Genomic DNA, 17,981 nt, shown 5'->3' with positions numbered 1-17,981 from the left:
CCTCCTCGGCCGGTCAGTCCTCGAGCAGGGTCACGGCGAACGCCTCGATCCGGTCCGCCACCACGTCCGGCACCTGCCAGGCAGTGAAGTGCGCACCGCAGTCCAGCTCCTCCCAGCTCCGGATGTCGGTGTACGTCCGCGCCGCGTAGGAGCGCGGGAGTCCGCGTTCGCCCGTCTGCACGGCGACGGCCACGGGCACCTCGACCAGTGGGAGTTCAGGCTGCTTCGGGTGGTCGCGATACGGCGGGAACGACGACCCGACGCTCTGCGTGAACCAGTACAGCGAGACCGTGGTCAGCAGCTCGTCGTCGGTCCACCAGTCCCCCTCGCCCGCCCACGCGAGGAGCTTCTCCACGATCCACGCGGCGAGGCCCACCGGCGAGTCGTTGAGGGCCGTCGCGAGGATCTCGGGCCTGGTGGCCTGCACCCGCGCGTAGGCGAGGCCGCGAGCCCACTCCTGGTCGTGTCGGGCGAGCCAGTCCTGCTCCTCGGCGGTGAGGTCGCGCGCTCGGGACGCAGATGGGAAGGCGGCGTGCGTCGCGAACTGGCCGATGACCGATTCGGGATACAGGGCCGCGAGCCAGTCGCTCGTCGTCGACCCGACGTCCTCGCCGTAGGTGAGGTAGCTCGCGCGCCCCAGCACCTCGGTCATGAGTGCGTGCATGAGTTCGGCGACCACCGGGCCGGTGAACGGCCGGTCCGCGAGAGGCGCCGAGAACCCGTACCCGGGCAGCGAGGGGACGACGACCTCGAAGCCGAGTGTCCGGCCGTCGCCGAGGTCGACCGTGCGTCCTGCGAGTTCCCTCGCCAGCGGCAGCATCTCGACGAAGGAGTACGGCCAGCCGTGGAACGCGATCACCGGGACCGTCACCGTGACGCCGTCCGGCGCCGGTAGCCGCGCGACATGCAGCCGCTGGCCGTCGACCTCCGCCTCGAACTGCGGCACCTCCTGCAGCTCCCGTTCGATGCGCCGCCAGTCGAAGCCGTCCCGCCAGTGGTCGACGAGCGCCCGCAACCGGTCGAGCGAGAGGGCACTCTCCTCGCCGGCGTCACCGATCGCGGCGGGGAGGCGAACCGTGTCGAGTCGCCGCCGCAGGTCCTCGAGGTCGGGATCGGGCACCTGGATCCGGAACGAACGCATGCGCTCGACGCTAGGGCAGACGTCCGACAGGGGAGGCGAACCGGATCCGCTAGCGCATCACAGCGTGCGCATCCAGGCCCGGAGGTCGGCGAGGGCCGTGAGGGCGACGGTGGCGTGATCGGCGTCGGGGTAGACGTGTGAGCTGACCGTCGCGCCGGTCTGCTCCTGCGCGGCGACGTAAGCGGCGGTCACGGTAGGCCGGATGAGCGTGTCCTTCGACCCCTGTGCGACGAACAGCGGCACGGTGATCCGCTCGGTCGGAGTGTTCTCCCGCAGAAGGTCGCTCCACACGGGAGCCGTCGCCGGGTCCGCCGTCAAGAACGAGCCGATCATCGGGTCGGCGATGTCGTGCAACTGTCTGTTCTCGCCGAGGAGACACAGCTTCGCCATCGCGGGCACGGCCGTCACTGCGGCCGGGGAGAGGATGGTGCTCAGCGGGTCCGTCGGCAGCCGATCGGCGTAGGCCTCCGCGTAGGCGTTGAAGGCGTAGGCCCCGATCGTGACGCCGGAGACGTCGCGGATGTCGTCCTGGAGGAGGGCTGCCAGATCGCTCGCCGGAGCCGCGACCGCGACGCCCCGAACGTCGAGCTCGGGCGCGTAGGTGGCGGCACGCTGTGCCGCGAACAAGGCCGCGTGTCCGCCCTGCGAGTGCCCCCACAGCACGACGCGGTCGCTCGCGCCGATGCCCTCGACGTGCTGTGCGGCGCGGGCGATGTCGAGGACGTTCGCCGCCTCGGTCGCGCCGATGAGGAACGACGCCGGGCCGGGGACCCCCATCCCCGCGTAGTCGGTGGCGACGACGACGTTGCCGTCCGCGAGGAGGTCGGTGAGGCCCTCGATGAGCGCGAACGGTGCGATACCACTCGATGGAGCACAGTGCGGCGCGGTCCCGGTCGTCGGGTGCGCCCAGGACACGACCGTTCGAGTCCCGGCCGACGCCGGTTCACTCGGTGCGACGATCAGGCCGGAGACGAGGATGTCGGCGCCGTCGACATCGGTCGAGTGGTAGACGACCCGCAGCGCCGTGGCACCGTCCGGCGCGCCGACGACGGACTCGCTCCGCACGATCGTCCCTGGAAGCGCTGCGGTCGACGCCGGTGTGGGCGTGGCGGAACCGTAGAAGCCCTCCACCGAGGACTCGTCCGCCGCCCCCTCCCCCACACGCACGCCGAAGTCGAGCAACCGCGCGACGGCTGGTGCCGCCACGATGAACGCGACCAACGCCGCGACGCCGATGATGCGGCCGATCACCCGGTGACGGGGTCTCGACGGGTGATCGCCCGGTGCGCCGCCGCCCGCGCCCCCGGTCTCGGAGTCGCGTCGCGGGGTCATGACTCACACGGTAGACCGTGGAGCGGACGAGCGCGATGCCGGTCGGTGAGCCGATGACGGCGCAGGCTCACCCGGGCCAGGCGTCAGGCGCGGTAGTGCTCCGCCAGGCGTTCGAGTCCCTCGTCGATCGAGACCGCCGGCGTCCAGTGCAAGGCCGCGCGGGTCTGACGCTGGTCGAACCAGTGGGCGGTCGACAGCTGTTCCGCGAGGAAGCGCGTCATCGGCGGCTCATCGGCGCCGGGGCGGATGCTCCACAGGCGCTCGACGAGCCCACCTGCGGCCCGGGCGACGCCGGCGGGGACACTGAAGGCGGGCGGCTTCACACCGGCAGCACGGCAGATGCCCGCGAGCAGCTCGCCGACCGGACGCGGCTCCCCGTTCGTCACCACGAACGCACGACCGTGTGCCGTCTCCGCATGCTCGAGTGCCGCCGCGATCGCCGACGCCGCGTTCGCGACGTACGTGCTGTCGATGAGGGCGGTTCCGTCGTCGAGCAACGGCAACCGGCCGCGGCGTGCGCGGTCGACGATGCGCTCGACGAGCTGCGGGTCGCCCGGGCCCCAGACGAGGTGCGGCCGCACGACGACGACCGCGAACCCGCGACGGTCACGTTCGAGGGCGAGGAGCTCACCCTTCGCCTTCGTCCGCGCGTACTCCCCGCGTGCTGCGTCCGGGTCGGCCGGTTCCGCACCGACACCCACGAGCGCCGAGCCACCGTGAGCGACGGACGGCGAGGAGATGTGGACGAATCGTGAGACGCCCGCGGTCTCGGCGGCGTCGAGGACGACCTCGGCCCCGGCGACGTTGACGCGCTCGAACTCCGCCGGGTCACCCGCCAACGAGACCTTCGCGGCCAGGTGGACGACGGCGTCGACACCGTCCATCGCCGTCTCGACGACCGCCGCGTCGGTGATCGACCCGCGCACTTCCTCGACATCGGCGAGCGCCGACGGGCCGCGCTGCAGGACGCGGACGTGGTGGCCGGCGCGGAGCAGCTCCAACGCGACCTCGCGGCCGAGCATGCCGCTCGCGCCGGTCACGAGGACCGTCACGGGGTGCTCAGCCGTTCACCGGCCAGGATGCCTTCCGCCCACACCGACAGGCGGGTGCGGTCGATCTTGGAGTTGTGGCGGATGTCCGTCGGCAGCTCGGGTACGACGAACACCGCGACGAGCGGCTGCGTCGAAGCGTCCCGCACCTGCGCGGCGAGCTCCGCCGCAGCGAGCTGGACCCGCTTCGTACCCGTGGTCGTCTCGACGATCGCGACGCACTGGCGGAGACCCGCGGGGCCGACGCCGACGACGGCGGCGCGGCGAACGAGCGACACGGTCTCGATCGCCTGCTCCGGTCCGACCGGAGCGATCGGTCCGTCCTGGGTCGCGATCACGTGCGGCAGACGGCCCTCGATCCAGAGGCGGCCATCGGTGTCGAGATGCCCGACATCGCCGGTGCGGTGCCAGCGTCCGTCATCGGCGACGTCGCGGACAGCGGCACGGTCGGTCAGCCAGAGGCGGTCGTACTGCGACTTGAGGTGCTCCGCCGAGATGATGACCTCGCCGAGGCGATCCGCGTCCTGCGTCGGCGCACCCGTGGCGCGTCCGGCCTCGTCGAGTGGGCTGATGCGCACGTCGACGCCGCCGATGGGCGTCCCGACGCACACACCCGTGTGCTCGGTGTCCTCGTCGGGCAGCGTGTCGAGGGTGATGTCCGCGACGAGCAGGCACTCGGTCATGCCGTACACCGCGTGCGCGGACGCGTTGGGCAGGACACCCACGAGTGCTGTGAGGAGCTGGCGACTGACGGGCGCGCCCGTCGAGAGCACGGTCCTGACGCCCTGGAGCGCCTGACGGTCCGCGCTGTCGAGCGCGTCGGCCGTCGCGACCACGTTCAGGATGGCGGCCGGCGAGAGGAACACGATGTCGGCATCCGTCTCCGCCACGGCCGCCGCCACAGCGCGGGCCGTCAGCGTGCGTGGCGAGGAGATGTCCATCTCAGGCGTGGAGGAGCGGGCACCGAGCGCCGGACCGAGGAGGGCGAACGGAGCGAAGCCGGTGACGAGTCCCGAATCGGCGGTGATCGCGAAGTGGTCCGACAGGACGTCGCGGAGCGACGACAGCTGGGCGTGGGTGTACTTCACGCCCTTCGCCGGGCCGGTCGATCCCGAGGTGTACAGGATCGCCGCGAGGTCGGTCGGGCCGGGTTCGCTGGGCAGCTCAGGCGTCGTGCGGGTGTCGAGCAGGTCCTTGAGGCTGTACGAGACGCCGAGCGCTGCTGCTGTCGCGCCGGGGAGGCGGGCGGCCGAGACCTTCACGCCGGGCCAGCCGAGCGCCCGGGCTGCGGCGAGCCCCTTGGTCTCACCGATGACGTAGGCGGGCCAGGCACCGCGCACGGCTCGGTGGAGTCCCTTGACGCCGAGACCGGCGTCGGCGACGACCACGACCGCGCCGATGCGCAGGCAGGCGTAGATGACGGCGGTGAGCGTGGCGCCAGGCGTGACGAGCAGCGAGACGCGGTCGCCCCGTCGCACACCGATGCGGTGCAGGCCGGCGGCCAGGCGGGTCACGCGGTCGTCGAGCTGCCGCCAGCTGACGCGACGTGCGGTTCCGGACCCGCGCTGCTCGACGATGGCGTCGCCGTCGTCGGTGCGACGCTGGTCGAGCCGACGCCACAGCGGCTCGAAGCCGCTGTCGGACGCGGACGCCTCGGCGGGAGCAGCCGGCACGGTCTCCGCGGCCGCACCCTGCGGCAGGCGGTCGCCGAGCCAGGTGAGCAGCGATTCGGCGACGGGGGCGTCGTCGATGACGAGGTGGCCGGCACCCTCGAAGCGGTGGACCTCGGCGTGCGGAAGGCGGTCGGCGAGGTCGTCGAGGTAGCGGTCGCTGAAGATCGGATCGCGGGGGCCCCAGAGCATGACGGCCGGGACACGGAGCTGGGCGACGTCGTCGGCGAGGCGCTCGAGGCGCGGGAAGCTGACGTGGTCGGGCGTCGCGGGGATGTCGGCGACGAACGCACCGATCCCCCGACGGCGGGCCGGCGACCCGTACGGGCTCCGGTAGGCGTCGCGGACGTCGCGGTCGAGCGGCGGTGACGCGAGGGAGAGCGTCGTGTCGAGGAACGCCGTGGTCTGGACCGATCCGGCACCGAGCATGCCTCGAGCGCCGGCGAGACGCAGCGGCGCGGGGATCGCCGTGCCCTCCGGGTGATGCACGGCGGTGTTGAGGAGCATCGAGCCGACGAGCTCCTCCGGGTGCTCCGTCGCCCAGCCGAGGGAGATGACGCCGCCCCAGTCGTGGCCGAGCGTGACGACGGGACCGGTGATGCCGAGCGCCTCGGTGAAGGCGGCGAGGTCGGCGATCCGCTGTTCGAGGGTGCGGGCGACCTCGGTCCGCTCCGACCAGCCCATCTCGAGCTGGTCGACGGCGACGACGCGCCAGGCGTCGCCACCGGAGGAGGCCTGCTCGACCGACTGCGTGACGAGCGAGCGCCACAGGTACGACCACGTCGGGTTCCCGTGGACGGCGAGCACGGTGCCGACCGGTGTCGCGCCGGCTTCGGCGAGCGCCGAGGCGGTGTCGAGGTAGTGCCAGTTGCGCGTGGTGCCGTCGTCGGCCAGGCGGCCGGGGACGTCGATGCGGTGGGAGAAGGCGGCGGGCAGACCGGGCAGACCTGCGGCGCGCACCCCCATGGTCCGCAGACCGACGTTCGCGGCGACGGTGCCCGCTACCACGCGAGTTCCATGAGGCCGGTGTTCAACCCCGAGCCGACGCCCATGAGGAGGACGCGGTCGCCCTTGTTCAGGGTCGACTGCTGGTCGGCGAGGGTGATCGGGATGGAGGCCGGCCCGACGTTGCCGAGGTAGGGATAGGTGACCGGGACGCGACTGCGGTCGAGCGAGGCGGCCTTCACCATGGAGTCCGTGTGGATGGACGACACCTGGTGGGTGATGTAGCGGTCCATCTTCGACCACCGCCACGAGTCGCCGGCGGCCTCCTTCCACGCGGAGACGACGAGATCGAGCCCACCCTTGAGGAGTGCTCGGGCGTCCGTGAACATGCCGTCGACGCTGCCGACGCAGAGGTGGTTGAACTCCGTCGCCGCGCGGGTGACCCCGCCGAGGATGCGGTGTCCCTCGGGGTGACGATCGGCCGGCCCGATGACGGCGGCGGCTGCTCCGGAGCCGAGCGTGAGAGAGGCGAACTCGCTCATGAAGTCGTCGCGGTCGATGGTGCTGCCGCTCAGGCGCTCGATCGTGTTGGCGTGGACCTCGCTCGCGTCCTCACCGTTGACGATGAGCGCGTACTCGATCTGTCCGGACTCGATCATCGCGGCCGCCATCGTCATACCGGTGACGAACCCGAGGCAGGCGTTGGCGATGTCGAAGTTGATGGCCGAGCTCGGCAAGCCGAGGCCGTCGTGGATGCGCACGGCGACGGACGGTTCGAGGTGCTGTCTCGTGACCGAGGTGTTGATCATGAGCCCGATCTGCGACGGTGAGATGCCGGCCTCGGCCAGCGCGCGGCGTCCGGCCGACACCGTGGCGTCGTCCGAGTTCTCGCCGGGTCCCCAGTGTCGTCGCTCGACCACACCGGCGACGCGTCGCAGGATGCCCTTCGGGAGGCGGGCGCGTTTCATCGCGGCCGCGAGGCCCTCTTCGATCTCGACCGAGGTCACCACTGCGGACGGCAGCGTGCTCGCCACCGACAACATGGCCACATTGTCGAATCGGGTAGTTGCGTTTCCGGTCACGATTCCTCCGTGCCTCTGACCAGGCAGTCTTGACCGCCAGCGTCTGACGGTACTCCTCTACCCTGAACGTGGACGAATCGTGTCCCCGACGTTGACAGCGGGCATCCAGCCGGACAGCGCGCGGGGCGTCCGCCTAGGCTGGTGGGCGCGGCCCATTCCGCCGGTGCCGCCCGATCGGAGGATGTCACGATGGTGGTCCGGCCCTACTGGTTGAAGCGTGCGAGCATCGAGGACTTCGAGGCGGCCTACGACCCCGAGACCTGGCCCTCGTACACCGATTCGACCGGGCTGCCGCTGTTGGCCGAGGCGATGTCCAACCAGGATCCGGCGACGCGCGCGTTCATCGCCGGGCGGCTCCTTGACGACGGGGCGGATGCGACGGTCGTCCTCGACGAGGGGTACACGCTGCTGCACGTCCTGCTGGCGCAGCGCGCCCGGGACCCCGAGGTCGACCCTCCGCTCGTCCGTCGCCTCATCGCCGCCGGTGCCGACGTGAACCGGCCTGCCGGACGACACCAGCGCCGCCCGGTGGAGGAGGTCGACCACCCGAAGCTGTCCGAAGCGGAGCTCGAACCCTACTACCGTGCGTTCTTCGACCAGCCGGGCCTCGAGCTCCTCGCGCCCGACCCGCACGGGCACTCGGTGCTCGACCGCGCGCGCTCGAGTCGCTTCCGGCGGCCGCAGCTGTTCGACCTGGTGACGGCGTATCTCGATGCGGCCGGACTCGCCCCCGCCGCCGAGGCGGTGACCCGCACGGCGACCTGGCAGAACCTCGACGAGCTCCGAGCCGTCTACACCCCAGGCCTCGCGTCCGCGGTCGACGAGAACGGCGACAGCCTGCTCCACGCCGTCCTGCGCAATCCCGGCCTCACCGTCCGCTCCACGTTCGTCCCGCAGCTGCTGGCCGACGGTGCCGACGTCGCCCTACGCACCGCCGAGGGCGACAGCGTCCTCCACCTCGCGCTCGACCGCTCCGGCGCGCGGGACGCCGAACAGGACGCCCGGGTGCTCGGCGCACTCATCACCGCGGGTGCCGACGTCAACGCGTCGTCACCGGCGAACGGTGTCCCGCTGACCGCACTCGCCGGGCAGGGCAACTTCCCCGAGAACCGACTCGAACCGCTGTACGACGTGCTCCTCGCCGCGCCTGGCCTCGACCCGGCCGTCGTCCTCGCTGACGGCCGGACCGCGCTCGACGTCGTCCGCACGGCGCGGCCTCCTCGTCCGGTGCTCCTCGCCCGCCTCGAGGCCCTTGCCGTCTGACACCGGAGCCGACCGACCGTGGGAGCCGCGATCCCTGAATCGGCATTGTCGTGCGTTCACATCCCCGCAGTAGCCTGTGGGGATGACCACCCGCCGCACCCTCGACCAATCCTCCAAGCTGAAAAGCGTCCTCTATGAGATCCGGGGGAAGGCCCTCGTCGAGGCCGTGCGTCTCGAGGCCGACGGGCACCGCATCCTGAAGCTCAACACCGGCAACCCCGCGATCTTCGACTTCGAGGCACCGCACCAGATCGTGCGCGACATGATCGCCGCACTCCCCCACTCCCACGGGTACAGCGACAGCCGCGGCATCCTCTCCGCGCGTCAGGCCGTCTCCTACCGCTACGAGGAGATGGAGGGGTTCCCCCGGGTCGATCCGGAGTGGGTGTTCCTCGGCAACGGCGTCTCCGAACTCATCACGATGACGATGCAGGCCCTCCTCGACGACGGCGACGAGGTCCTCATCCCCGCGCCCGACTACCCGCTGTGGACCGCGATGACGAGCCTCGCGGGTGGCACGCCGGTGCACTACCGCTGCGATGAGGAGGCGGACTGGGCGCCCGACATCGAGGACATCCGCTCCAAGATCACGCCGAACACCAAGGCGATCGTCGTCATCAACCCGAACAACCCCACGGGCGCGGTGTACTCCCGTGAGGTGCTGGAGCAGATCGCCGGCGTCGCGCGTGAACACGGGCTCCTCCTGCTCGCCGACGAGATCTACGACCGCATCCTGTACGACGACGCGGTCCACATCCCGATGGCGACCGTCGCCCCCGACCTCCTCTGCCTGACGTTCAACGGCCTGTCGAAGACGTACCGCGTCGCCGGCTACCGGTCCGGCTGGCTCGTCATCACGGGGCCCCGCGACCACGCGCGCGGCTTCCTCGAGGGCATCACCCTCCTGGCGTCCACGCGTCTGTGCCCGAACGTGCCTGCGCAGCATGCCGTGCAGGCGGCGCTTTCCGGTGTGCAGTCGATCGACGCCCTCATCGCACCGAGCGGCCGTCTGCTCGAGCAGCGCGACGCCACCTGGGCCGGCCTCAACTCCATCCCGGGCGTCTCGTGCACCAAGCCGATGGGGGCGCTCTACGCCTTCCCGCGCCTCGACCCCGAGGTCCACGAGATCCACGACGACGAGCAGCTCGTCCACGATCTGCTCGTGGCGGAGCACATCCTGCTCGTCCAGGGCACGGGCTTCAACTGGCCGGACCCCGACCACCTGCGGGTCGTGACCCTGCCCGAGGAGCGCGTGCTGACGGACGCGATCGAGCGGCTCGGGAACTTCCTGTCGTCCTACAAGCAGTAGGCGCGCGACAGCAGGACATCAGCGCGGTAGCAGGATGTTGTCGAGCAGCACGTCCTGCTGCCGGGCGGATCTCCTGCCCTAGACGCCGAGGTAGCGGCCCGGCCGGTGGTTGAGCGCGAGGATGAGGTTCAGCAGGACCGCACCGAGCGCCGAGACGAGCACGTTGAGCGGCGGCACGGCGACGAGTGACACGAGCACCACCACGGTGTCGACGGCCATGAGCACGTAGCCCGCGCGGATGCCGAACCGGTCCTGGAGGATCAGCGCGACGATGTTGAACCCACCGAGACTGGCTCGGTGTCGGAACAGGATGAGGATGCCGACGCCGCAGAGCACGTTGCCGACGACGGCCGCGTAGAACGGGTCGATGTGCCCGACCGGCAGGAACAGCGGGTGCACCCCGGACAGGACGGACACGAGCACGATCGCGCCGCCGCTCCGCAGCGTGAACACCCAGCCCTTGCCGCGGATCGCGAGCAGGAAGAACGGCAGGTTGATCGCGATGAACAGCACCGGGAACGGGACGGGCGCGAGGTAGCTGACGAGGAGCGACAGGCCGGCCGTCCCGCCGGTCACCGCCGAACCGGCCTTCAGGATGAAGAGGCCGAACGACACCACGGTGACGCCGACGAGCAGCCCGAGGATGTCCTCGACCACCCCGTGTCGGACCGGAGACGGTGCCGGGGTAGGCGTGGAGGGAGCCTGCTGCGCGCTCGACGTCGCGGCGCTCGGCTGCTGGGTGTTCATTCCGCCAACGATGCGTCAGCTCGTCGTCCTGCGCAACACGAGTAGAGTGCAGTGGTCATCGTGCTCGATTCCCAGCCCGAGAGTGAGCAACATGCCTCATCCTGCGACCATCGACAATCTCGACGCGCGCATCCTGACCGCGCTCGACGACGACCCGTCCATGACGGCACTCGCCCTTGCACGCACCCTCGGCGTCGCGAGGAACACCGTCCACGCCCGTCTGCGTCGACTCGAGACGAGCGGCGCACTCGGCGCCCCGAGTCGCCGGGTGCGACTGTCGGCGCTGGGCTACCCCCTCACCGCCTTCATCGAGATCTCCATCCGTCAGGACCTCGCGACCGAGGCCTATGCGGCTCTCGAGTCGATCCCGGAGATCGTCGAGGTGCACGCGACCACCGGCGACGCCGACCTCTTCGCGAAGGTCGTGGCACACGACACGGAGGACCTGCACCGCATCGCGGGCGTCCTCCTCGCTGCCCCCGGCGTGGTCCGGACGAACACCAAGGTCTCCCTGATCGAGGTCATCCCGTACCGATCGTCGAGCCTTCTCGACCGCCTCGCCGAGGGGCCGTCAGCGCGCTGACGTCGTCAGCGGGCTCGAACCGTCAGCGCGCTGACCGGGCGCGCACCACGGCGGCCGTGCCCGCGGCGATCGCGACGACCGTGCCGTAACCGAGCACCGTGGCGTGGAGCCCGATGGCCGAGGCGAGCAGGCCGGCGATGACGGCCGGCACGCCGAAGGACAGGTACGCGACGATGTACAGCGCGGCGAAGAGCTCAGCGCGTTCGTCGGCCGGCGCGAGCGGGACGAGCGAGGCGATCGTGCCCATGAACGCCGTGCCGAACCCGGTTCCGGCGATCACGACGGCGACCACTGCGACCGGGAGCGACCCGAGGATCAGGGCGACGAGCAGGAGCACGGTACCGGCGGACAGCGCGGACGCCCCGTAGACGGCCGCGACGACGGGTCGGCGACGGTGGAGCACCGCGGCCGCGACGGCCCCAGCGGCCGGCAGCAGCCCGATGAGGAGTGCCCCTCCGAGCTGGCCGTCCACGCCGAGCTCCGTGTGCATGATGCTCGGCCCGAGGGAGAGGAACAGCCCGCCGGTCGCCCATCCACCGAGCACGATCGGGATGCTCACGACGAAGAGCCGTCGAGCGTCGACCGGCACGGCGGCGCGAGGACGGATGGCGCGCGCCCACCCGGGGGTGCGGGCTGCGGTCTCCGGCACGATCCAGATGGACGCCGCGATGAGCAGATAGGCGATCGCCAGCGGTAGGAACGTCCAGCTCGACGGGTCGGCGACCGTCTGCAGCAGGACGCCCGCGAGGATCGTGCCGGAGGCGAGACCGATCATCGGGGCGATGGCGTTCAGCAGGGTCGCCGCTCGTGGCCGCTCGGGCGGGGCCAGATCGATGATGGTCGCCGACAGGGTCGAGAGCAGCGCTCCACTGGCGAGCCCTTGGAGCACGCGGGCGAGGTACAGCAGCGCTCCGGAGTCGACGTGCCAGAGGAGCAGCATGCTCGCGGCGAGCACGATGAACCCGGCGGTGATCACCGGGCGGCGTCCGAGGTGGTCCGAGACCGAGCCGATCGTGAGGAGCGCGACCAGCAGGGCGAGCGCGTAGGCCGAGAAGGCGATGGTGACGCCGATCGGGCCGATGCCGAGCCGCTCCTGGAGCTCCGGGTAGAACGGTGACGGAGCGCTGGCACCGGCGAGCATGAGTGTGCTGCCGAGCCCCGCGAGGACGAAACCGAAGCGACGGCGCGGCAGCACGGGCGCGCCGTCAGCCGCGGTGGGCACGGGTCGGGTCGGGGGTGACGGGGTCGTCGTCTGCACGGGGCGGGCATCCTTCGGTTCCAAAAATGTCGAACGATTGGACGATACGCGCTTTCCGCTCATTGTTCAACTATTATCGAACCATGCCCACACCAGCCGATCTCACGCACCCCGACCGCGAGGCGATCGAGCTGCCGGCCGTCCTCTTCGCGCTCAGCGATCCGGACCGACTCGAGATGGTGCGGCAGCTCCGGGACGGACCGATGGACGCCGCGAACTGCACCGCCCTCGACCCCACGATCCCGAAGTCGACGAAGTCCCACCTCATGAAGGTGCTTCGCGAGGCCGGCGTCATCCGGAACGAGCCGAACGGTCGCCACCGCACGCTCACCCTGCGGCGTGACGACCTCGACACCCGGTTCCCGGGTCTGCTCGACGCCGTCCTCGACGCCGACTGACCAGCAATCCCGCCCCTGGCATTCGCGCCGCATCGACGGGAGCTGCCAGAATTGTCGGCGCGGTGATCGACCGCGCAGACGACGACAGGCGGCTGGGGAACATGGGAACGCTGCGGTACGGGAACGAAGCACTCGAACTCGAGGATCGGACCCTCGCCCATGTGCAGATGGTCGTCGTCTCCAAGCTCCGCAAGGGCGAGGCGTTCCTCCTCTCCTGGACGATCGACCCCGCACACGGCTCGGGCCGCTACGCCATCTGGATCGAGACCGGCGTCCCCATCGTCTTCCGGTTCACCGGCTCACGCCCGGTCGCACTCAACCGCACCTGGTTGCAGGCCATGCTCGACCGCACCTACACGCCGGCGGGGCTCGAGCTCATGCCGGAGACCGACTACCCGGAGCTGTCCGCCGACAACTGAGGCACCGCCACCAGCACGATCCCGAGTAGCACAAGCGATCCGACCGTTCAAGCATCGGCCGTCCGACACGTGCTCGATTACCATCGGATCATCGAAGGTCGGGGACTTCTGAGAGTCGGCTCGAGCGGCGCCTGGAGGGCCCGCAGCGCGCAGTCGAAATCGTCGAAGACATTCGGAGGCGGGCCACACGGATCAGACCGTGCGGCCCGCCTCGCTGTCTCCCCTCAGACCAGGTGGGGAAGACCGAGTGGCCTCCCGGCCCATCGACGCCTCAGAGCCGCGGCTCAGTGCTGCGGCTGCCCCTCGGGCTCGGTGCGGTCGATCGAGTCGACGGCCTCGCGCATGCGGTCGAGGAAGTCGACGATGCCCGCAGCGATCTCCGGTTCGATCCCGGTGGTCGCCTCCATCATGCGGTGGTGCATGTGGCTCAGGGTCTTGCGGACCTCCGAGTCGGCGAAGTCGGTGGTCGAGACGGTGACGCGGCGACGGTCGGTCTCGCTCGGCCGACGGACGACGTGACCCGCCGCCTCCAGGCGGTCGAGCATGACCGTGACCGATGAGGTCTTGATGCCGAGGTAGGCGCCCAGATCCGTGGGGCTGACCAGACGGCGCTCCTGCTTGGCGCGCAGCATGAACCGCAGCGCGAGGAGGTCGTTCTCGCCCATGTGCATCTCGTCGCGGGTCCGACGACGCATCGCGGCCTCGGCGGCACGGTACAGACGCATGGCCTCGAGCATGCGGCGGCCGCGCTCGTGCTCATCCTGTTCGTACCAGTAGTGCTGCGCGTCAACGGCTTGGGCGGTCATGAAGTCCAACAGTAGTGGTTCTCGTAACGAGATTGTCTAGCGGAGTCCGGATCGCGATGTCAAGTGGGGTACATGCAGACGCATGAATAGCTAGATTCTCTAACAACACGAACGTTGAGCAAGGAGCAGTCATGAGCACGGTGTTGGAGCGAGGCACGGGGACCACGGTCTCCTGGGCCGAGCCGGACGCGACCCTCTGGGTCGCCTCGGTCGACGGTGAGTACGCCGGCATGGTCGAGTTCCGGGACGGCCGCTTCGTCGCCGCCTCGAGCACCGGCAAGGACCTCGGGGTCTTCGTCTCCCTGCTCCGCGCCAAGGAGGCGGTGGAGAACGGCCCGGCGAAGACGCTCCAGTTTCCGTACGTCGCCGCTGTCGCCGCGTCCGCGATCGTGTCCGCGACCGCCGTCGCCTTCACCGCGTTCGCCGTCCTCTAACCACTCCGTGAAGCGCTCGCTCGAGGTGCTCCCGGACGGCATCCTCGCCGAGCGCGCCGCCGACGGAGACGCCACCGCCTTCGAGGTCCTCGTCTTCCGGCACGGTTCGCTCATGCGCGCCTACGCCGTCCGCGTGCTGGGCAACCAGTCGGAGGCGGAGGACGTCGTGCAGGACGTCCTCATCCAGGCGTGGGGCCAGCTGGACCGGCTGAACGACCCGAACGCGGTGAAGTCCTGGCTGATGCGCATGGTCTCGAACCGGGCGATCGACCGCATCAGACGCCGCCGCGAACACAGCGAGATCGAGGATTGGAATGCCCCCGCCCCGTCCCATCAGTCCCCCGAACGGGTCGTCGAGGTGCGCATGCAGATGAGCGCACTCGCCTCGGTCCTCGACCGACTGCCCGCCATGCAGCGCGAGTGCTGGATGCTCAAGGAGACGGGCGGGCTGTCGTACGTCGAGATCGCCGAGTCGCTCGGGGTCCCGACGTCGACGGTGCGCGGTCAGCTCGCGCGAGCCAGACAGACCGTCCTGCGGGAGATGGAGGTGTGGCGATGAACGACGACGACCACGAGTCCATGCTCGACGGCCTGGCCGGCGCCGACCTCGACGGGCACACCATCGACGAGCTCTCCGACTACCTCGACAGCGGCCGTGAGCCCCTCGACCCCGACATCGAAGCCTCCCCCGGTTGCCAACTCGCCCTCGACGCCCTGCTCCGGCTGCGCACCCAGACCTGGGCGCTGCTCAAGTCGGAGGCGGCGACGCACTCCGAGCAGGACCGCTCCTGGATGCACGCGGTCCTTCAGAACATCTCACTCGAGGCGCACGCCGGGCGGGACATCCCACTCAGGCACCCGGACCCCGAGGTGCACCTCCGTATCACGGAGGGCTCCGTCCGCACCCTGATCCGCGGGGTGGGCGACAGCGTCGGCGGGGTCATCGTCGGTCGGGTCCGGCTCGACGGCGATGTGACGACCCTGGACGCGCCCATCACGGTGGCGATCACCGCCTCGGCCGCATTCGGCAACAACCTCGAACGGCTGTCGCAGCTCATCCGGGATCGCGTCGTCGCGGAACTGGCCACGCACACCGAGCTCAACGTGGTCGCCGTCGACGTCACGATCATCGACATCCACACGCAGCGCGTCGCCCGGCCGGAGGACTCGTGATGGACACCGATGCCGCACTCTCGCAGCAGCTCACCGCCGTCGTCGCTGCGACACCGGGGGTCACGACGGTCTACGCGTCCGGGTCGCCGATCCGTGCGGTCCTGCGGACCGTCGCCGACGCGGTCTGGCGTGACGACGACAAGCCGACGAAGGTGGCCGTCGGTCGCGGAGCCGACGGCGCGCTGACGATCGGCGTGACCATCGGCGTGACCGACGGGGCTCCGGTCCCGGCGACCCTCCGTCTCGTCGGCGATGCGATCCGCGGGGTGCTCGCGACGTCGATGGCGGGGACGCCGATCCATGAGATCGACGTCCGCGTGTGCCGGATCGAGGACGCAGCACCGCTGGGAACGCCGCTCACGGGCGCGGCGACCACACCGTAGACCCCGTCAGACAGGCGCCGGCTCCTGCTGCACCGTGGGTGCCGTGCCGGTCGTCCGCGCGCGGTGGCGGCGTTCGATCGCCTGGCCGACATAGCTCGCCACGATGATCAGCGCCGCACCGAGCGTACCCAGCGGGCCGATCACCTCCCCCGCGATGAGCACGCCGACGAGGAGCGCCCAGACGGGTTCGGTCCCCATGAGGATGCTCGCGCGCGAGGCCGAAGTCCGCCGCACCGCCCACAGCTGGACGACGAACGCGAACACGGAACACAGCAGACCGAGGAACAGCACGTCCAGCCAGCCACGCAGATCGAGCCGCGTGACAGCTGCCGCGAGCCCGTCACCGGTGATGAGGCTGAACACCCCGGCGCACACGAGCATCTGGACGAAGACGACGCCGAGCGTACTGTCGGTTCGACCTCGCGTCAGGTGCGCACTCGACGTCACGTGCACCGCACGGACGACGGCGGCGGCGATCACGAGCGCGTCGCCCACGGTGGGTGCGCGGAGACCGCCGTCCGACACGAGCAGCGCGACACCGACCACGGCTGCGACCGCGGCGACGAAGTAGGACCTCGGGAGCCAGGACCGCGACGCGACACCGTCGAGCACGGGCGTCATGACGAGCGCGAGGCTGATGAGCAGCCCGGCGTTCGTCGCCGAGGTCAGGTGCACGCCCCACGTCTCGAGGCCGATGATCGCGGCCTGCGAGCAACCGAGTGCCGCCGCGATCAGCAGGCCCCGTCCGCGAGGGAGCCGCTCCCGTCGCACGAGACAGATGAGCCCGATGGCGATCACCGCCACCAGGAAGCGCAGGGCGACCGCGGCCGGCACACCGGTGACGGCGGCGAGGTCCTTCGCCGCGAGGAAGCTGGCGCCCCACACCGCCGCGACCCCGACGAGCAGCACGTCGACGATGAGTTCGGAGGGTGCGCGGCGGGCCATGCCGCTACTCTCCTGGAGACGGACACGACAGAACAACAGGCAGTGTCTGGATCGACGATGAAGGAAAAGCTTATGGATCCCGCGCGCCTCCGCCTCCTCCGCGAACTCGGCGACCGTGGCAGCGTCGCCGCGGTCGCCGCAGCCATGCACGTCAGCGCCTCGGCCGTGTCGCAGCAGCTCGCCGCGCTGCAGGCCACCATGCCGGTGCCGCTCACCGAGAAGCACGGGCGCCGCCTCGTCCTCACCGAGGCCGGCGAAGCCCTGGCCGTCGCCGGCGCGCGCGTCGAGGAGGCACTCGCCGAGGCGAGGGACGCCGTGGACTCCTTCCTCCAACACGAGCAGCGCCCCGTGAGCGTCTCCGCGTTCCACAGCGCGGGGCTGGCGTTCTTCGGACCGCTGCTCGCGAGCGGCCCCATTCCCGGAGTCGATGCGACCGGTCCGGTTCCGCGCCTCATCCTCGCCGACGCCGACGTCGCGCAGGACCGGTTCGCCGGGCTCACTGCGGACTATGACCTCGTCATCGCCCACCGCCTCCCGAACGAACCGGCGTGGCCGCTCGACCGCCTCGTCGTGACGCCGCTGCTCGTCGAACCCCTCGACATCGCGATGCACGAGGCGCATCCGCTCGCGGCGCGGTCGGAGCTGCGACCGGAGGATCTGCGCGACGAACGCTGGATCTCCACGCACGAGGGCTTCCCGCTCGCCGGCGTCCTCCATCACCTGGGCGCACTGAGCGGCGGGGCGCCGCGGATCGACCACCGTATCAACGAGTTCTCGGTCGCCGCCCAGGTCGTCCGCACGGGGGCGGCGATCGCCGTCATGCCGCGCACCACGGCGGCACCCTTGGCCGTCGACGGCATGGTCCTCCGACCGGTCGCCGGCGCGGTCCTCGTCCGGCACGTCGACGTCCTGGCGAGACCGGAGGCGATGGCGCGATCCGCGGTCCGGTCGGTGCTCGCCAGCCTCCAGCGCGTGGCCGCCGACGCAGCACGCTGAGCTCGTATCAGCCCTCCGACGAGACGTCCACCCCCAGTCGCCCGACGT

19 protein-coding genes are annotated in these 17,981 nt (G+C 70.7%); 10 read left to right on the top strand and 9 right to left on the bottom strand.

The features are described from left to right. Positions 1-13 precede the first annotated feature (13 nt). From ACQG07_RS14555 to ACQG07_RS14535, 5 genes are all read right to left on the bottom strand, one after another. Positions 14-1,141 (bottom strand): epoxide hydrolase family protein, encoded by a 1,128-nt coding sequence (locus ACQG07_RS14555; protein ID WP_426738628.1) that lies wholly within the window; start codon positions 1,139-1,141, stop codon positions 14-16. Between the two features lie 57 nt (positions 1,142-1,198). Further along, a complete protein-coding gene (locus ACQG07_RS14550) occupies positions 1,199-2,473 on the bottom strand; it encodes an alpha/beta fold hydrolase (RefSeq protein ID WP_426738627.1) in 1,275 nt (424 codons plus the stop codon). 83 nt (positions 2,474-2,556) lie between these two features. Further along, positions 2,557-3,525, bottom strand: coding sequence for an NAD-dependent epimerase/dehydratase family protein (locus ACQG07_RS14545; protein WP_426738626.1), 969 nt, complete (start codon positions 3,523-3,525; stop codon positions 2,557-2,559). Next, on the bottom strand, positions 3,522-6,200 hold the full coding sequence (locus ACQG07_RS14540; protein ID WP_426738625.1) for an alpha/beta fold hydrolase: 2,679 nt from the start codon (positions 6,198-6,200) through the stop codon (positions 3,522-3,524). The genes ACQG07_RS14545 and ACQG07_RS14540 overlap by 4 nt, the downstream gene beginning before the upstream one ends. After that, on the bottom strand, positions 6,194-7,180 hold the full coding sequence (locus tag ACQG07_RS14535; RefSeq protein WP_194718740.1) for a 3-oxoacyl-ACP synthase III: 987 nt from the start codon (positions 7,178-7,180) through the stop codon (positions 6,194-6,196). The genes ACQG07_RS14540 and ACQG07_RS14535 overlap by 7 nt, the downstream gene beginning before the upstream one ends. A gap of 228 nt (positions 7,181-7,408) precedes the next feature. Here ACQG07_RS14535 and ACQG07_RS14530 point away from each other — a divergent pair, with 228 nt between their 5' ends. Next, entirely contained in the window at positions 7,409-8,482 is a 1,074-nt protein-coding gene (locus ACQG07_RS14530; RefSeq protein ID WP_426738624.1) for a hypothetical protein, read from the top strand. Positions 8,483-8,564: 82 nt separating this feature from the next. Beyond that, positions 8,565-9,791 carry a pyridoxal phosphate-dependent aminotransferase gene (locus ACQG07_RS14525; RefSeq protein ID WP_056009747.1) on the top strand — a complete coding sequence of 409 codons (1,227 nt, stop codon included), beginning with the start codon at positions 8,565-8,567 and terminating at the stop codon, positions 9,789-9,791. A 78-nt stretch (positions 9,792-9,869) separates the two neighbouring features. Here ACQG07_RS14525 and ACQG07_RS14520 read toward each other — a convergent pair whose 3' ends face one another. After that, positions 9,870-10,538 carry a YitT family protein gene (locus tag ACQG07_RS14520; protein ID WP_426738623.1) on the bottom strand — a complete coding sequence of 223 codons (669 nt, stop codon included), beginning with the start codon at positions 10,536-10,538 and terminating at the stop codon, positions 9,870-9,872. Between the two features lie 91 nt (positions 10,539-10,629). Between ACQG07_RS14520 and ACQG07_RS14515 the strand changes: the two genes are divergently transcribed. Continuing rightward, positions 10,630-11,121: an Lrp/AsnC family transcriptional regulator gene (locus ACQG07_RS14515; RefSeq protein WP_426738622.1), complete on the top strand. Its 492-nt coding sequence runs from the start codon at positions 10,630-10,632 to the stop codon at positions 11,119-11,121. 22 nt (positions 11,122-11,143) lie between these two features. Here ACQG07_RS14515 and ACQG07_RS14510 read toward each other — a convergent pair whose 3' ends face one another. Next, positions 11,144-12,379, bottom strand: coding sequence for an MFS transporter (locus ACQG07_RS14510; protein WP_274499029.1), 1,236 nt, complete (start codon positions 12,377-12,379; stop codon positions 11,144-11,146). A gap of 83 nt (positions 12,380-12,462) precedes the next feature. Here ACQG07_RS14510 and ACQG07_RS14505 point away from each other — a divergent pair, with 83 nt between their 5' ends. Both ACQG07_RS14505 and ACQG07_RS14500 read left to right on the top strand, forming a co-directional pair. Beyond that, the gene (locus ACQG07_RS14505; protein WP_426738621.1) at positions 12,463-12,777 is read left to right on the top strand and encodes an ArsR/SmtB family transcription factor; all 315 of its coding nucleotides are present in this window, start codon (positions 12,463-12,465) and stop codon (positions 12,775-12,777) included. Between the two features lie 62 nt (positions 12,778-12,839). Next, a complete protein-coding gene (locus tag ACQG07_RS14500; RefSeq protein ID WP_426738620.1) occupies positions 12,840-13,196 on the top strand; it encodes a hypothetical protein in 357 nt (118 codons plus the stop codon). A 284-nt stretch (positions 13,197-13,480) separates the two neighbouring features. Here ACQG07_RS14500 and ACQG07_RS14495 read toward each other — a convergent pair whose 3' ends face one another. Then, on the bottom strand, positions 13,481-14,002 hold the full coding sequence (locus tag ACQG07_RS14495) for a MarR family winged helix-turn-helix transcriptional regulator (RefSeq protein ID WP_411557453.1): 522 nt from the start codon (positions 14,000-14,002) through the stop codon (positions 13,481-13,483). Between the two features lie 131 nt (positions 14,003-14,133). On the opposite strand from ACQG07_RS14495, the gene ACQG07_RS14490 reads away from it, so the two are divergent. The 4 genes from ACQG07_RS14490 to ACQG07_RS14475 are packed head-to-tail and all read left to right on the top strand — an operon-like array spanning position 14,134 to position 15,992. Next, positions 14,134-14,436 carry a hypothetical protein gene (locus tag ACQG07_RS14490; protein ID WP_079704558.1) on the top strand — a complete coding sequence of 101 codons (303 nt, stop codon included), beginning with the start codon at positions 14,134-14,136 and terminating at the stop codon, positions 14,434-14,436. Positions 14,437-14,443: 7 nt separating this feature from the next. Next, on the top strand, positions 14,444-14,995 hold the full coding sequence (locus ACQG07_RS14485; protein WP_079704557.1) for an RNA polymerase sigma factor: 552 nt from the start codon (positions 14,444-14,446) through the stop codon (positions 14,993-14,995). Further along, positions 14,992-15,609 (top strand): hypothetical protein, encoded by a 618-nt coding sequence (locus ACQG07_RS14480; RefSeq protein WP_079706159.1) that lies wholly within the window; start codon positions 14,992-14,994, stop codon positions 15,607-15,609. The genes ACQG07_RS14485 and ACQG07_RS14480 overlap by 4 nt, the downstream gene beginning before the upstream one ends. Further along, complete coding sequence (locus tag ACQG07_RS14475; RefSeq protein ID WP_426738619.1) at positions 15,609-15,992, top strand: hypothetical protein; 384 nt, start codon at positions 15,609-15,611, stop codon at positions 15,990-15,992. Before ACQG07_RS14480 ends, ACQG07_RS14475 begins: the two co-directional genes overlap by 1 nt. 6 nt (positions 15,993-15,998) lie before the next feature. Here the strand turns inward: ACQG07_RS14475 and ACQG07_RS14470 are convergent, their stop codons facing one another. Then, positions 15,999-16,937, bottom strand: coding sequence for a DMT family transporter (locus ACQG07_RS14470; protein WP_426738618.1), 939 nt, complete (start codon positions 16,935-16,937; stop codon positions 15,999-16,001). Positions 16,938-17,009: 72 nt separating this feature from the next. Here ACQG07_RS14470 and ACQG07_RS14465 point away from each other — a divergent pair, with 72 nt between their 5' ends. Continuing rightward, positions 17,010-17,933 (top strand): LysR family transcriptional regulator, encoded by a 924-nt coding sequence (locus tag ACQG07_RS14465; RefSeq protein ID WP_426738617.1) that lies wholly within the window; start codon positions 17,010-17,012, stop codon positions 17,931-17,933. Positions 17,934-17,981 lie beyond the last annotated feature (48 nt).

The organism is Plantibacter sp. 2H11-2, assembly GCF_050031945.1.
In the GTDB taxonomy this organism is placed as follows: domain Bacteria; phylum Actinomycetota; class Actinomycetes; order Actinomycetales; family Microbacteriaceae; genus Plantibacter; species Plantibacter auratus.
The sequence above is the reverse complement of the archived record's forward strand: the minus strand, read 5'-3'. Positions and strand labels throughout refer to the sequence as shown.